Annotated in this window: 16 protein-coding genes and 1 pseudogene; 8 read left to right on the forward strand and 9 right to left on the reverse strand. The window is 32.8% G+C overall.

Features of this window, described 5'->3' with window-relative positions; translation table 11 throughout:
• The first annotated feature begins 16 nt into the window (after positions 1-16).
• From BLT48_RS08255 to BLT48_RS08265, 4 genes are all read left to right on the forward strand, one after another.
• Positions 17-259: a hypothetical protein gene (locus BLT48_RS08255; protein ID WP_226776545.1), complete on the forward strand. Its 243-nt coding sequence runs from the start codon at positions 17-19 to the stop codon at positions 257-259.
• Positions 260-393: 134 nt separating this feature from the next.
• On the forward strand, positions 394-567 hold the full coding sequence (locus BLT48_RS13875) for a hypothetical protein (RefSeq protein WP_176944103.1): 174 nt from the start codon (positions 394-396) through the stop codon (positions 565-567).
• Positions 568-684: 117 nt separating this feature from the next.
• Entirely contained in the window at positions 685-1,863 is a 1,179-nt protein-coding gene (locus tag BLT48_RS08260) for an IS256 family transposase (RefSeq protein WP_089977167.1), read from the forward strand.
• Between the two features lie 558 nt (positions 1,864-2,421).
• Complete coding sequence (locus BLT48_RS08265; RefSeq protein ID WP_035019968.1) at positions 2,422-3,600, forward strand: IS256-like element ISEf1 family transposase; 1,179 nt, start codon at positions 2,422-2,424, stop codon at positions 3,598-3,600.
• A gap of 38 nt (positions 3,601-3,638) precedes the next feature.
• Here BLT48_RS08265 and BLT48_RS08270 read toward each other — a convergent pair whose 3' ends face one another.
• The gene (locus BLT48_RS08270) at positions 3,639-4,466 is read right to left on the reverse strand and encodes a helix-turn-helix domain-containing protein (RefSeq protein ID WP_089977170.1); all 828 of its coding nucleotides are present in this window, start codon (positions 4,464-4,466) and stop codon (positions 3,639-3,641) included.
• A gap of 204 nt (positions 4,467-4,670) precedes the next feature.
• Between BLT48_RS08270 and BLT48_RS08275 the strand changes: the two genes are divergently transcribed.
• Both BLT48_RS08275 and BLT48_RS08280 read left to right on the forward strand, forming a co-directional pair.
• Positions 4,671-5,444: a hypothetical protein gene (locus tag BLT48_RS08275; RefSeq protein ID WP_089977173.1), complete on the forward strand. Its 774-nt coding sequence runs from the start codon at positions 4,671-4,673 to the stop codon at positions 5,442-5,444.
• A gap of 496 nt (positions 5,445-5,940) precedes the next feature.
• Positions 5,941-7,602: a putative polysaccharide biosynthesis protein gene (locus BLT48_RS08280; RefSeq protein WP_226776543.1), complete on the forward strand. Its 1,662-nt coding sequence runs from the start codon at positions 5,941-5,943 to the stop codon at positions 7,600-7,602.
• 194 nt (positions 7,603-7,796) lie between these two features.
• On the opposite strand, the gene BLT48_RS08285 is transcribed toward BLT48_RS08280, so the two are convergent.
• Together BLT48_RS08285 and BLT48_RS08290 are read right to left on the reverse strand one after the other, a co-directional pair.
• Positions 7,797-8,414 (reverse strand): CadD family cadmium resistance transporter, encoded by a 618-nt coding sequence (locus BLT48_RS08285; RefSeq protein ID WP_035020741.1) that lies wholly within the window; start codon positions 8,412-8,414, stop codon positions 7,797-7,799.
• Between the two features lie 16 nt (positions 8,415-8,430).
• A pseudogene (locus BLT48_RS08290) lies at positions 8,431-8,793 on the reverse strand (ArsR/SmtB family transcription factor).
• Positions 8,794-8,980: 187 nt separating this feature from the next.
• On the opposite strand from BLT48_RS08290, the gene BLT48_RS08295 reads away from it, so the two are divergent.
• Positions 8,981-9,343, forward strand: coding sequence for a type II toxin-antitoxin system RelE/ParE family toxin (locus BLT48_RS08295; protein ID WP_035020746.1), 363 nt, complete (start codon positions 8,981-8,983; stop codon positions 9,341-9,343).
• Between the two features lie 5 nt (positions 9,344-9,348).
• Positions 9,349-9,624 carry a helix-turn-helix transcriptional regulator gene (locus tag BLT48_RS08300; protein ID WP_051923348.1) on the forward strand — a complete coding sequence of 92 codons (276 nt, stop codon included), beginning with the start codon at positions 9,349-9,351 and terminating at the stop codon, positions 9,622-9,624.
• Positions 9,625-9,811: 187 nt separating this feature from the next.
• Here BLT48_RS08300 and BLT48_RS08305 read toward each other — a convergent pair whose 3' ends face one another.
• From BLT48_RS08305 to arsD (BLT48_RS08330), 6 genes are read right to left on the reverse strand one after another with little or no spacing between them, the layout of a single operon-like run.
• Positions 9,812-11,479, reverse strand: coding sequence for an FAD-dependent oxidoreductase (locus BLT48_RS08305; protein ID WP_089977180.1), 1,668 nt, complete (start codon positions 11,477-11,479; stop codon positions 9,812-9,814).
• A 35-nt stretch (positions 11,480-11,514) separates the two neighbouring features.
• Positions 11,515-12,594: an ACR3 family arsenite efflux transporter gene (gene arsB / locus BLT48_RS08310; RefSeq protein WP_089977184.1), complete on the reverse strand. Its 1,080-nt coding sequence runs from the start codon at positions 12,592-12,594 to the stop codon at positions 11,515-11,517.
• Between the two features lie 33 nt (positions 12,595-12,627).
• The gene (locus BLT48_RS08315; protein WP_089977188.1) at positions 12,628-12,972 is read right to left on the reverse strand and encodes an ArsR/SmtB family transcription factor; all 345 of its coding nucleotides are present in this window, start codon (positions 12,970-12,972) and stop codon (positions 12,628-12,630) included.
• A gap of 22 nt (positions 12,973-12,994) precedes the next feature.
• Positions 12,995-13,330, reverse strand: coding sequence for an arsenite efflux transporter metallochaperone ArsD (arsD, locus tag BLT48_RS08320; RefSeq protein WP_035020754.1), 336 nt, complete (start codon positions 13,328-13,330; stop codon positions 12,995-12,997).
• Positions 13,331-13,360: 30 nt separating this feature from the next.
• Positions 13,361-15,097, reverse strand: a complete 1,737-nt coding sequence (gene arsA, locus BLT48_RS08325) for an arsenical pump-driving ATPase (protein WP_089977191.1) — start codon at positions 15,095-15,097, stop codon at positions 13,361-13,363.
• 14 nt (positions 15,098-15,111) lie between these two features.
• Positions 15,112-15,477, reverse strand: coding sequence for an arsenite efflux transporter metallochaperone ArsD (gene arsD, locus BLT48_RS08330; protein ID WP_089977195.1), 366 nt, complete (start codon positions 15,475-15,477; stop codon positions 15,112-15,114).
• Positions 15,478-15,702: the final 225 nt, after the last annotated feature.

Raw genomic sequence — 15,702 nt, forward strand, 5'->3', positions numbered from 1 at the left:
AGGAGTAAAAATTAAAATGGAAAAAACTAAAGTAAGCCGATTAAAAGAAGGTTTTTTATATGCCTTACTTTTTATAGGATTCAATATAATAAAGAAACTTATTTTTGATTATGGAGAAACGAGTCAACTTTTCAATGAATTAAGCCACGCACCAAGGTATGTACTTGGAGTACTTATCCTTACTATTGTAGTAGTATGGCTGTTTATTGGTTTGCTAATTGGAGTAGTATTAATAGTTACCGATACCTTGAAAAGATAATTAGCCTAAACCAATCTAAAATAGCAGAAATAAATGCTACACTACTGTTAAATAAATTTAATAGGACATAGATTACCCCAATCACATTCTAAATTTTATTTAATTTAAGATTATATATTATAGGAGGTTTTTTTTTGAATAAAAAAATTTTTAAACAACCAGTTTTTTATCTAGCACTATTTAACTTTTTTATAGGTTTAATTTTTATTTTTCAAGATGGGATTCTTGCAAGAATAGCTAGTTATCTTTTCCAACTTAATTTTATATTTAGCATGTATATATTAAAAAATACTGAAAATAAAAAATGATTAAAGTTTGAGAGTGTAAAATATTTTGTGTAAATGAATAAAAACCATACAAAAAAGGAAGTCCCTTCTGTAGAATAAAGTTAACGACAACCAATTCACAGAAAAGAGGACTTCCCTATGAATGATTTTACTACAGAAATTGTACAAACACTAGTCACTAAAGGCGATTTAAATGGATTATTCCGTTCCCACTTAGAAAGAGCGATAAACACCCTCCTACGGACAGAATTAACAGCTTTCTTGGATTATGAAAAATATGACCGCACTGGTTTTAATTCAGGTAATTCGAGGAACGGATCTTATTTCCGATCAATCAAAACCGAATATGGTGAATTAACATTGGAGATACCTAGAGATCGAAATGGCGAGTTTAAACAACAAACTTTACCAGCATACAAAAGAACAAATGACACATTGGAAACTACCATTATCCATTTGTTCAAAAAAGGCGTTACGATGTCTGAAATCGCTGATTTAATTGAAAAAATGTATGGACATCACTATACTCCACAAACCATGTCAAACATGACTAAAGTGCTGACTGAAGAAGTAAATGCATTTAAAGCAAGAGCCTTAAATGATAAGTATGTCTCTATTTTTATGGACGCTACTTATATTCCATTAAAACGTCAAACCGTGTCCAAAGAAGCCATTTACATTGCCATTGGAATACGAGAAGATGGCACTAAAGAAGTACTAAGTTATGCAATTGCTCCGACTGAGTCAACACACGTTTGGAATGAGCTACTACAAGATATTAACTCCAGAGGGGTTCAAGATGTCTTGCTCTTTATTACAGATGGCTTAAAAGGTATGAAAGACACCATTCATAAAATTTATCCAAAAGCAAAATACCAACATTGTTGTATCCATGTGTCTCGTAATATTGCTCATAAAGTACGTGTCAAAGACCGAAAAGAAATCTGTGATGACTTTAAGACTGTTTATCAAGCCAATTCAAAGGAAGAAGCGAATACTTTCTTGTCCTGTATGGTTGAGAAGTGGCAGAAAACTTATCCTAAAGTGACGCAGTCACTCATAGAAAACCAAGATTTATTGACTTTCTATGAGTTTCCGCCTAGTATTCGCAGAACCATTTACTCAACCAATCTGATCGAGTCTTTCAATAAGCAAATCAAGAAATACAGCCGCAGAAAAGAACAGTTTCAAAATGAAGAATCATTAGAACGTTTCTTAGTATCCATCTTTGATACATACAATCAAAAATTTCTAAACAGAAGCCATAAAGGTTTCCAACAAGTAACCGATACATTAGCTTCAATGTTTACTAAGTAACAGATTATTTTGCAGAAGGACGATTTATTTACACAAAATTATTGACGCTCCCTCAGTATTAGGAACGACAATTGATAATTTATTTATTAATAATGAAATAATCAAAATATAGAATAACTTTTTTATAAGATACTTGAATACGAAAGAGAGAGATTAAAAAATCACTCTCTTTTTTTGTTAAAAATAATCGTGTATCAAGAAGTTTCTTGATACACGATTATTTTTAATTTAATGTATTAAAGGGGAGGAGCTAGTGCAAAAGTATGTTTTCTAAAAAAACTATCTCTTCGACAATAATTAAATAAAAGACATTCCCACTATTGGATAAATATTCTAGTAGTTTTGGGAGTTTTTTTCAAAAATCTATTTGTCTCAGTCCCTCTAGCATCATTATTTTATATGATTATTATTTTTTACAGTTTTAAATAAAGATGTACATTGTGTTTTTTTTGAGAGTGTAAAATATTTTGTGTAAATGAAAAAATCCATACAAAAAAGGAAGTCCCTTCTGTAGAATAAAGTTAACGACAACCAATTCACAGAAAAGAGGACTTCCCTATGAATGATTTTACTACAGAAATTGTGCAAACTCTAGTCACTAAAGGCGATTTAAATGAATTATTCCGTTCGCACTTAGAAAAAGCGATAAACACACTCCTACGGACTGAATTAACGGCTTTTTTAGATTACGAAAAATATGATCGCACTGGTTTTAATTCAGGTAATTCGAGAAACGGTTCTTACTTTCGATCAATCAAAACCGAATATGGTGAATTAACATTGGAAATACCTAGAGATCGTAATGGTGAGTTTAAACAACAAACTTTACCAGCCTACAAAAGAACAAACGATACATTGGAAACCACTATTATCCATTTATTCGAAAAAGGTGTTACGATGTCTGAAATTGCTGATTTAATCGAAAAAATGTATGGGCATCACTATACTCCACAAACCATGTCCAATATGACTAAAGTTCTGACTGAAGAAGTAAACGCCTTTAAATCCAGAGCCTTAAATGATAAGTATGTCGCTATTTTTATGGACGCTACTTATATTCCATTAAAACGCCAAACCGTATCCAAAGAAGCGATTTATATTGCCATTGGTATACGAGAAGACGGCACTAAAGAAGTACTGAGTTATGCGATTGCTCCGACTGAATCAACATACGTTTGGAATGAGCTGCTACAGGATATTAACTCCAGAGGAGTTCAAGAAGTCTTGCTTTTTATTACGGATGGCTTAAAAGGCATGAAAGATACCATCCAACAAATTTATCCTAAAGCAAAATATCAGCATTGTTGTATCCATGTATCTCGTAATATTGCTCATAAAGTACGTGTCAAAGACCGAAAAGAAATCTGTGATGACTTTAAGGCTGTTTATCAAGCTAACTCAAAGGAAGAAGCGAATACATTCTTATCCTGTATGATTGAGAAATGGAAGAAAAACTATCCTAAAGTGACGCAGTCACTCATAGAAAACCAGGATTTATTGACTTTTTATGAGTTTCCACCCAGTATTCGTAGAACCATTTACTCAACCAATCTAATCGAGTCTTTCAATAAGCAAATTAAAAAGTACAGCCGCAGAAAAGAGCAGTTTCAAAATGAAGAATCACTAGAACGCTTTCTAGTCAGCATTTTTGATACATACAATCAAAAATTTCTAAACAGAAGCCATAAAGGTTTCCAACAAGTAACCGATACATTAGTTTCAATGTTTACTGAGTAACTAATTATTTTGCAGAAGGACGATTTATTTACACAAAATTATTGACGCTCCCTTTTTTTTAATGGCATATCTAAATATGTAAATAAAGATATAATTTTTTCTATATTTTGACTGTTTAGTTTTCTTGATTTCATGATACCTATTAATTCTTTAAAAAACGTTAACATTGTTTTTTCATACATTTTATTATTGGTTTCAGACACACTTTTTTTTAGTTCATTATAGAAATAAATGCATTTTTCAGTATCATTTTTTGTTATAAAAACAACTAAAATATTGGATAGTAAGGAAAAAACTTCATTATTATATTTCTTTAGTTGGCTAAAGTCTTCTAATTTTTTTTTTGTTCTTTTATATAGTAATAATATTAATTCTTCAGGAAAAAAATCTAATGAGTTAGTAAATAAAACTAATTCATAATAGGTCCATTCTTCACATTCAAGAAGGTATGTGTTTAAGACTTTTAAATTCTCCATATTTATTGGAAGATTTGAAATATAACTAGCAGTTAAATCACATAATACTGAGTAATGTAATTGTTTTACTTGATTAGTAAGTCTGTACTTTTGTTCAGTAATTACTTTCAACTCATTTAATCTTGCTAAATTGTTTAAATAAAAAGCCTGAGAATAGTTATTGAAAAAATCAGAGTCATTCTCTACTTTGTAATCATTATAGATAAAATAAAATTCATCCAAAGAAATATTTAGATTAGTTAAAATTTGAAATAATTTCTCAGTAGTAGTATCACTCAAACCGTTCTCAAACCTTGAAACTGCTGGTCGACTTAAAATATTAGTATATACATTTTTTGATTTCAGTTTTTTTGATAACCGAATATACCTAACTACTATACCAGTTTTCATAGAGGTGCCTCCTTTTGTTACTTATTGTTAACATTTAAACATATGTAATTCCCAACTCTGTAATCTTAATTATAGAACAAATGATAAAAAATAATCCATTGAGGAGGTATTTTTTTGTCTGGACTAATTGATATTTTAGTATGGGATGTTATTGGTGGTAATTAAAGATATAAAAAAAAATAATTTGTATGAGGAGAAAATCAAATGAAAAAATATTCAAAAATTCCATTTTTAGTTACTTTACTAGCGATACCAGTATTCTCTACTTTACCAACAAATGATTCTGTTGTTTCTGCTAGTGAGATTTCAGATATATCACTTGAAGAAAGTGGATCTTTTTTTGATAACCTTACACCTGCAAATGTTCAAAATATCAAGAGTGAGTTAAAAGAAAACGGAGTTACTGAAGAAGTAAGTCAATCGCTTATAGATAAGTTAAACAATGGAGTTGCGTTTGATTCCATGTTGTATGGAGAAGAAGACGCAGTTACAGTAGATACAATACCAACTATGACAGGATATAAAATCACTTATACCTTTACAGATGGTTCAATTACTACAAGTAGTACTGAGGAATTAGAATCAGTTCTTAATAATACGATGTCAACCTTTGCTACTGGTATCAAAGGCGGTTCTACATCTAGTGGCACAGGATACTTTAATGGAAGTAACAGAGAAGTATATTATACTAATCCAGGAGTATGGAGTATTAGTTTCAAAGCAAATTATAGTTTAACACAAGGTAGTTATGATAAAATCACTTGGGTAGGTAAACATAATATAACAATGATAATAGCTGGGACTATGAATGATGTAAGTCTAAGAATCATTAGAGGAACTGAAACGTTTAATCAAAAAGCTGAGGCTAGGTTATCTACTTATTTAACTTTAGGTGGTGGATATGGAACTATGACAAGAAGTGTCTCTTTAATAGTTGGTGGCGACGCAGCTAGTGCTAGAGGAAATACTTATTATTAAATAAAGGGGTCTTTTATATGTTTCTGACGGATCGATTATTAGGAATTTTTTCATACGGAATACCTATAGTATTAGTGATTCTAATTTGTTTTTATTTTTATAAAAAAAGAAAAAAACATTAATAATTTATAAAAAAAACTAAGAAGCCAATTAAATTACTAAAATCAAAAAAAGCACACTTATGGAATCCTAATTCCTAAGTGTGATTTTTTTATAAGTATTATAATATCATGCTCGTTGATAATTAAAACGTTTACTTATTAATTTATCTCTATTTCTCTTATAATTTTATTTATAAAACCGTTCTTAAAACAAGAATCAAGAACCTTGAATTACAATATTCTAGATACATGACTTTATCCAATTTCATATATCCATGTTGAACAATTTAATTTTTTATTAATCCGAATCAATCGACCAGTTAAGTGTTGTGAGCGAACGAAGAAAGAAGTAGACTGAACTTTAATACATAAGCGTGTGAGAGTGAGGTATGCAAGTGTCAGATGAAACAAGAACCAAAACAAATGAAATAAATTCTCAAGATAAAATGGTTAATGGATCGGCTTGGATGACAGGCGGTAGTATACTATCGCGAATATTAGGTGTTCTTTATATTATTCCTTGGATGGGGAATAAAGATGTAGCAACTGCTGCTAATGCATTATATGGAATAGGCTATACTCCTTATGCATTATTTTTAAATATCGCAACAGCTGGTGTCCCTTCAGCTATTGCTAAGCAAGTGTCTTACTACAACGCTCTAGGTGAATATCAAGTCAGTCGAGATATTTATAAAAAAGGGCTACAAATCATGGCTATTACAGGTGTTGTGTCAGCGGTAGTCATGTATGTCATTGCCCCATTTATCGCCTCTAACAGTCCTGTAGCAACTGTAGAAGACAGTACACAAGTTATTCGCTCATTAAGTTGGGCCTTATTAATTATTCCTTGTATGAGTGTCACACGTGGGTTTATTCAAGGACATCATACGATGGCTCCCTCAGCTATTTCTCAAGTTATTGAACAAGTCGGACGTGTTATTTTTATGTTAATGGCCGTTTATATTATTCGAATAGTTATGAATGGAGAAGTCGTTGACGCTGTTTCAGCGTCAACTTTTGGTGCTTTTGTTGGGGCACTATTTAGTACTTTATATTTACTCTTTGTGATTTGGAGAAAAAAACCTGAAATGGATAGGAACCTTGCAATAAGCAAAAAGAACAGTACTGTTTCAACTAACGCTATTTTAAAATCCATTATTAAAACAGCCATTCCTTTTATTATCATAGGATCAGGAATTACACTCTATCAATTAATTGATCAATTAATTGATCAATTCACGTTCGATCCTATGATTAGAGCCGTTACGAACATGACAACTAAACAGATTATTGATCATTATGCAATTGTAGCTGTTAATGCGAATAAACTAATTATGGTTGTGATATCGATAGCGGGTTCAATGGCCATTACTTCCGTTCCCGTTATTTCAGAATTACTAGCCAAAAATAAACTAAAAGATATGAGAGATCAATTAAGCAATAATATTCAATTGTTTTTTTTCATTATGTTCCCTGCTGTTATTGGAATGGTTGTTGTTTCAAAGCCACTTTACACCGTATTTTACGGATATAGTGCGTTTGGAACGAGCATTTTACAGTGGTCTTCTTATATGAGTCTTTTTTTAGGTTTATTTGTTTTATTTGGCTCTACTTTACAAGCAATTAAACAAACAAAATCAGCACTAACATCTCTTTTTATAGGGTTAGTTGTTAAATTAATTACTCAATTTCCATTACTTTACCTCTTTCAAACTCACGGTATGTTACTTTCAAATATTCTTGGGTTTGGTGTAACCATCTATTTAATGCTTTTAGCTCTAAATAAAATAGCTCCTCTAGCTATTAAACCATTAGCGAAACAGCTTAGTTTGATTGTATTGGTTACTCTTGCAATGTCTTTGATTGTGTTTGTTGTTCAGTTAAGTATGTATCAACTATTTGACCATAAAAATCGTCTTGGAGCATTATTCAACGTAGGTATTTCAGCAACTATAGGTGGATTCTTTTATTTGTATATGACTTTAAAAATTCGTTTGGCAGATCGATTGCTAGGAAATCGAATAGAAGGACTTAGACGAAAACTAAAGATAAAGTAGTACTCTTTTAATGGTTTATGACCTAAAAAACCGTGTATCTAGAACCTTGATTTATCAATTTTTCAGATACACGATATTATGTAATTTCATGTATCGAATTATATTACTTAGATAATGCGCCAATCTGTTAGTACAAAAAAAAGACAACGAGTTTTAATCGCTGTCTTTTTTTGTACTAACAATCAAACTATTTATTAATTAAATAAACTCAATACAGTTTGAATCGTACCATTTTCGATCAATATATAAATTCCTAAACCAATAAACACGATAGGAACAATGATTCGTTCATATTTTTCTAACGTTTCGGAAACAAAGGAAATTTTGGCTAATTTATAACTGACACAGCAAAGAACCGCAACAGAGATAGCAAATACGATTAAAGTAATAACAATTTCGGAAACAGCTAGCGAAGTAAAGTAGGGAATATAAATCCCTAAATTATCGCCACCTGACGCAATGGTTATTAAGGCGACAGTCCAAAATAACCGACTGGTTCCTCTAGATTCTAACTTTTCAACGACTTCCTCTTCTTCTTCCTCCTCTTCGCCTATCACAGCGACACGGATACCTAAATAAATTGGAATTAATCCAAGAAATCCAATGATCCAATCTTGCGGAATAAAATTTAGCACATAAGCAGCAAACAAACTTACGGCTACCAAAATGCCTGTTCCAAGATATTGACCCCAAAAAATGTGACGAATACCTTTTTGTGTGTGACTTTGAGAAAAGATAATTAGCAAGATAAACAAATAATCAATGCTGGTAGAAATATAAACAGCGATAGCTGAAAAAATACTTTGTAACAAAATAACTTCCTCCAAACTAAGATTTCATAGATAGATTTTCTGATAACTTTAAAAAAACATGAATAGCGGAAAGGATGTCTTCATTCGCTAAAGAGTAATAAACTACTTTTCCATCTTGACGTGATTTTGCCATTCCATGTTTTTTTTAAAAACGTAAATGGTGTGACGTTGTAGCGACACTAGCATTAAGTATTTCTGCTAAATCACAGACACACATTTCCTTATAGGTTTCTAAAGCATAAAAAATTTTAATTCTAGAAGAATCGCTGAAACATTTCCCTAACACAAGTAAGTTTGAAAAATCTTTTTGATCCAATTTTTTTTTTATTACATTTACTTTTTCTTTATGTACGATAGTCACTTGGCAAACTTTTTCCATTCATCTCACCTCACATTCAAACGGTCGTTTGAATGTAGTATATCTATTTGATCACTCGTTTGTCAATCTACCTTAATTTCAATACACTATTATAAGCAATTTCATGTATTGAAAAGCAATTATAAAACTTGATAATATATCATTTTTGATATATTATAGAGATATACAGAGAGTGATAGGAGTTTCTATGAAAAAATATGAAATAGAGTTCTATGAAGATAAGAAAGGCCAAAGTCAAATAGTGAATTGGATCAAAGAACTGGATAGTAACCCGACTAAAGAAAATAAATCCACCTTAAAAAAGCTCTATTATCAAATGGAACGTCTGGAATATGACGGCACTTTTATAGGTGAGCCTCTTGTTAAACAGATTGAGGGTAAAATTTGGGAATTACGCCCAGTTCCTAATCGCGTATTTTTTGCAACCTTAGAAGATAATGAATTAATTTTATTACACCAGTTTAGAAAAAAATCCCAAAAGACACCCAAAAGAGAAATTGAACAAGCTAAACGTGAATTAGCTGATTGGTTAGAACGCAAGAAAGGATGATTAGTATGAAATGGACAGATGTAAAGAAAGACATTAGCAGCATTTCTCAAGAAGATAAAAATCTGATTGAGTTGACTGCTTTATTAGCCAGTCTCCGTAGAGAAAAGAATATGACTCAAAAAGAATTAGCTGAAAAAGTACATGTTTCTCAGGCTCAAATAGCTCGTGTAGAAAACTTTTCTTATGCTCCTTCTCTAAAGACCATTACAAAAATTGCAGACGGTTTAAACTTAGAGCTGACATTTATAGACAAAACGACTAAAAAACTGGTAAAAAATTAAATTATACGATGAAGCTCTTTCGCTCTAAAATTAAAATAAGCTCTCTCAATACTCAAATAGGTAGCGCCCCCCAAAAGTTAGAGTGAAATCTAAACTTTTGGGGGGCGCTACCGTATTGGCTTCATTTATTTAAATCGTAAAAAAAAGATCAGACAGCAACTTTTGGCTGTCTGATTCTTTTTTTTATTTATTTTGATTTCGATTTTAACATTTTAAGATAACTTTGATAATTTTTATTCCCACCAGATAAATTATAAACTTTTTTAAATCCATAATTTAATAATAAATTTTGAGATGCATTTCCAGTTACACCTTTATTACAATAAGTGACTGTTACTACATCTTTATCCAATTCTGCATTGCTTGATCTTAGTTCTCCTAAAGGAACATGAATGGCTCCTTTGACATGTGATTTATCAAAATCTTTTTTAGAACGTGTATCGATAATTTGTAATGTTTCACCACTATTTTGGCGACGTATTAATTCAGCTGGTGTCAACAAGGGGTTACGTTTCAACGCATTATCTAACGCCATACCGGTGTAAAGGACAGGGTCTTTTGTTGTCGCAAATGGTGGTGCATAGGCTAAATCTAAATGGAATAAATCTTCTGCTTTTGCTTTAAAGGTGATGGCTGTTGCGATTACGTCGATTCGTTTATCTACGCCACCTTGACCAATAGCTTGTGCGCCTAAAATGCGACCAGTTTCTTTATCCGCTAATGCTTTGATCGTTAATTCTTTCCCACCTAAATATTCAGCATGGTCTGGCTTGATATTATATAAAATTTCAACATCATAACCTTCTTTTTTTGCTTCTTTTTCAGTTAATCCTGTTTGACCAACGTGTAGATCAAAGATTCTGAAAATCCCTGTTCCTAAGACACCTCTATGCTCTAAATCTCCACCAGTAATCACGTCTCCAGCAATCCGTCCCATTTTATTAGCTGTTGATCCTAATGGACGATAGATGGGTTTTCCTGTAATAACGGAGAAACTTTCTGCCACATCCCCAACGGCATAAACATCTGGAAGATTGGTTTGCATTTTGTTGTTGACCGCAATTGCTCTTGAAGCTCCCAGTTCTACGCCCATTTCTTTAGCTAATTCTGTATTTGGACGTACACCTGCTGATAAGATAACGATATCTGGTTCAATTGTAACGCCGTTTGTCGTGATAACTCTCTCTACTGACGTTTCTCCTTCAATCGTTTTTACCGTGTCGCTAAGGATTAAATTAACGCCTTTTGCACGCATATGCTCTTCTACACGGAAAGTCATATCTGCGTCCATAGGAGGCATGACTTGATCTTCTAATTGAACGATTGTTACTTCTAATCCTTTATGGATTAATTGTTCTGTCATTTCTAAACCAATAAATCCAGCACCAATAATCAATGCTTTTTTAGGTTGTTTAGCTGAATAGGCTCCAATGTCTCGTGCGTCTTGAATATTGCGAACTTGGAACACATTATCATACTCTTTTTGATTAAATGGAGGTGGAGTGAATGGAGAAGCCCCTGTAGCAAAAACCAATACATCGTAATTTTCTAGTTTCTTTTCTCCAGAAACAAGATCCGTCACTTCTAACTGTTTCTTGGCTTGATCAACGTGTGTCACTTTATGCTCGGTGAAAACAGAGACATTGTATCTCTTTTTAAACCATGCTGCATTTCTAGGAGTTAAGGCACTTAATTCTTCCACTTCCCCACCAATGTGATAAGGAATACCACAAACAGAATAAGAAATATCTTTTCCTTGATCGTATACCACAATTTCAGCTTCTTCAGTATTTCTTCTAGCTTTAGCTGCTACAGATGTACCAGCTGCTACAGATCCAATAACGACAATTTTCATTTTTTTCGCCTCTTTTCATTTAATTTAAACAATGCTTAATATTCATATCCGTCGAACCAATGTTTTGTTTTATTTGAAAATTTAACTAATAAAAGCATAACAGGAACCTCTACTAATACTCCCACAACGGTTGCTAAAGTTGCACCAGAATTTAATCCAAACAACGCAATTGAGACAGCTACAGCAAGTTCAAAAAAGTTACTTGTTCCGACCATGGCTGCGGGTGCTACTATTGAGAATGGTAGTTTACACGCTTTAGCTCCACCATAACCAAGAATGAATATGACAATATTTTGAACAATTAGTGGAATAGCAATTAATAAAATATGGAATGGATTACTTAGAATTCGTTCACCTTGGAATGAAAAGATAATAACTAAAGTTAGTAGTAAACCAATTCGAGTTGTGCCATCAAATTTATTCACAAAATCTTTTTCAAAATAATCGTCACCTTTTTGCTTAACGACTTTTTTTCTGACAACAATTCCTAAAACTAAAGGAATAACAATAAAGACAAAAATGGAGAGTAAAAGTGTATTGATAGGGACAGATACGTTACCTATACCCAGTAAAAGTGCCACAATTGGAGCATATAAAAAGAGAACAATAATATCATTGATAGACACTTGCAATAAAGTGTATGCTGGATCACCTTTTGTTAGTTCACTCCAGACAAATACCATAGCCGTACAAGGAGCTGCCCCTAAAAGAATCGCACCAGCTATGTATTCATTGGCTAGTTCTGGACTTAAAAACGGTCTGAATACTACCAAAAAGAAAAAGGCAGAAATTCCATACATGGTAAATGGTTTAATTAACCAGTTTACTACGGTAGTTAAGATTAATCCTTTGGGTTTTTTTGTTGCATTTACAATACTGCTAAAATCAATTTTTAACATCATTGGGAAAATCATTAACCAAATTAAAATAGCTGTTGGAATTGATACATTATAATACTCAAATTGACTTAAAAAATCAGGAATTACAGGAACAAATTGCCCTATTAATACACCTACAATCATTGATAAAGCAACCCATAAACTTAAATAACGTTCCCAAAGTCCAATTCCATTTTCTTTATTCGATACTTTTTCTTTTAAAGCTGATTCTTTCATGATTTTCCTCCAATAATAATCGTATTTAATTTTTTAACGAGAAACAAAAGAAGATAAACTTTTTGCTTCTTTTTGAATGCCTTCAGTCTCACAAATACATTCAGATGAATGTGTTAATAAATGAATGGATCCTTGAATGTATTGCTGGGCTACTTGCTCGTTAATTGAGTAATGTTGCCAAGTCCCTCTTTTTTCGGCTGTAACTAAGCCAGCTTCTACTAATATCTTAATATGGTGAGACAAAGTAGGTTGAGTAAAATCAAAATGTTCTAAAATATCACACGCACACATTTCTCCGCACGACAACATATCCAATATTTTTACGCGTTTTGGCTCCGAAAGTGCTTTGGCAACCTTCGCATATTCTTCGTAAGTCATTTTTATTCTCCTTTCTACTTAATTACAGTGAGACTTCTGCTTCTTCCAAGCATAGATTCAGCCACTTAGATAGTTCTTTATTAGTTGGATAGTCGTTAATTTTAACAACTGTTTCATCATTCAATACCGTTATAGGCAAACAGTCAATCCCTTTTTCTTGGATTAACTGCGTTACCGTTTGATTTCGAACGAATGAGTCCGGATTGGCACTTAAATTATATCGAATGAATTGTTTCCCTTTTATCTTCCGTATTTGTTGAAAGAGACTTGTTATACGGATCAGATTTCCATCTACAGAAGGTCCACAAACGCCTGTGCTACAGCACATTGGAGGTTCATAAAGAGTTATTTTATCCACTTTTATTCTCTTCCCTTCCACTAATTGATTCTAAAATTGCGATATGGATTTCCCTTTCACTTCAGTAGAATGCCACTCGACTACCGCAAAATGATCATTGGATAGTTCTGCTACTTTATTGATCCAAGTAACCTCGCTTTGAGCACGAGCTCTTAATACGTCATTCGTTGTACCACTTGTTAGCATACTATTGTTTATGACCCACCAAGTATGAGCGATTTTAGCACGATTTAAATCTTCTTGTAGGCGCATAGATTCATATACTGGTGTATTTTCAGGTAAAGTAACCATGACAACTTCGGTTTGTTCTGGATCTTGTAAGACTGGCAACAGTCTACGAACGGACTCAGGAACTTCACCAGAAGTTCGTTCCACTTCTTTAGCATAGCTTTGAGAGGAATCTAATAACAATAAAGTGTGTCCAGTTGGGGCGGTATCAATGACGACTACATCGCAATCAACTGTAGCGACAATCTCTGCAAATCGTCTGAAAACGGCAATTTCTTGAGTACAAGGCGAGCGTAAATCTTCTTCAACATAATCCAATTCCTCAGAAGACATTGTTTTACGGGCTGTAGCTAACACTTCTTCCTTATAATCCTGTAATTCTTTTTTCTCGTCGATATGGCTCATTTTAATTGAATCCGATTCTTTTATTACAAATCCCAAATGAGCAGCAGGATCTGTTGTTGCTAAATGAACTTTTTTTCCTTTGGCTGCCAATCCCGTTGCTAGTGTAGCAGCAATCGTAGTTTTACCAACGCCACCTTTACCCATAGTGAAAACAACTTTTTTATTTGTACGATCTAATTCATCTACAATGTGTTGTAATTTAGGGTAATCCATTACTTCTGGAGCTTCTACAACGGCATTTGTTTGATCTGATGTTAAAAGTAATCGTAAGTTTTCAACACCTGTTACGCTATATGAGCGTAATGGAACGATAAATTTTGAAAATTGTTTCAAATTTTCAGGCATATTTTTTAACGTTAATTGTTGTTCATCATAAATCTTTTGAGAAATGTTATCTGTCGGTCTTTCTAATAAACCATTGATAATTAATTGTTGATTTAACACACCGATTTCTTTTAATTCTTCAGAAGCTCTATTCGCTTCTACCAGTGGTCCGTTTTGTGGACGTGTCACTAACATTAAGGTTGTTTTTGTACCTTCTGATAATGTGTTTACTGCGTGTTTATACATTTCTTGCTTATCTCCAAGTCCAGAGAGCTGACCCATACATGAAACACCAGTAGTGTTTTCATCCAAAAAGTTACTCCAAGCAGAAGGCAGTTGCAACATTCTTAATGTATGCCCCGTAGGGGCAGTATCAAAAATAATGTGATCATATTGAGCTTCAACTTCTGGATTCGTTAAAAATCCAGCAAATTCATTAAATGACGCAATTTCAACGGTACAAGAACCTAATAATTGTTCTTCCATGTTGGCTACAGCTGATTCAGGTAAAACTCCTCTATACGGACCAACAACACTTTCCATATAGTCACGTGCAGCAGTAATTGGATCAAAGTTCGCTACTGTTAATCCCTTAACTTCTGGAATTTCTAAGCCGTTGTTCGTTAATTCTTTCTCAAAAACATCTTGTAAATTACTCGCGGGATCCGTACTCACTAACATAACGTTCTTTCCACTATCCGCTAAAGAAACTGCGGTAGCACAAGCTGTAGATGTTTTTCCTACTCCGCCTTTACCAGTAAAGAAAAGATATTTTGTAAGGTTTAATTGTTCTGGTTGATAATTTTTCATTTTTTAAAATCCTCCTAACAACATCCTGAGTTTGATCCACAGCAGCCACCGTCATTTGATTCCACTGGGACAAATCTAACTCCTGTAAAAGCAGTTATTTCTTCGATTGAAGGGTATCCTCCAAATTTAACTATCACACCATTTAATAGTGTTGCTGGCAACGCATCAGCGCCCTTTTCTTGCAATAATTTACTCATTTGTTCGTTTTCTACAAATGTTTGAGGATCACTAGATAAATTGTATCTTTTAGCTTGAAATCCCTCTAATGTATCTAAAGCGTTCATAACTGAAGTAATTTGTAATAAGTCTTCATTTACAGCTGGTCCACATACACCTGTGCTACAGCACATTGCTGGTTCAAATAATGCTAATTCTGTCATAATTTTTTTGCTCCTTTGTAGAGAATTTATTTTGACACTAATACATATACAATCGTCTATATACAATATAGAACTTTATCTATCTATAGTCAATAAAAAATAATTTTGAGTAATTGTACTAGCTTAAATTCCTGCCGCCATCTCTAAGAGTACCTCTGATTAGCAAAAAAATAACCTCAAAATATCAAGGTTCTGAATACATGATTCTATGTAATTTTATGTATC

It is taken from the genome of Carnobacterium viridans, assembly GCF_900102725.1.
Classification (GTDB): domain Bacteria; phylum Bacillota; class Bacilli; order Lactobacillales; family Carnobacteriaceae; genus Carnobacterium_B; species Carnobacterium_B viridans.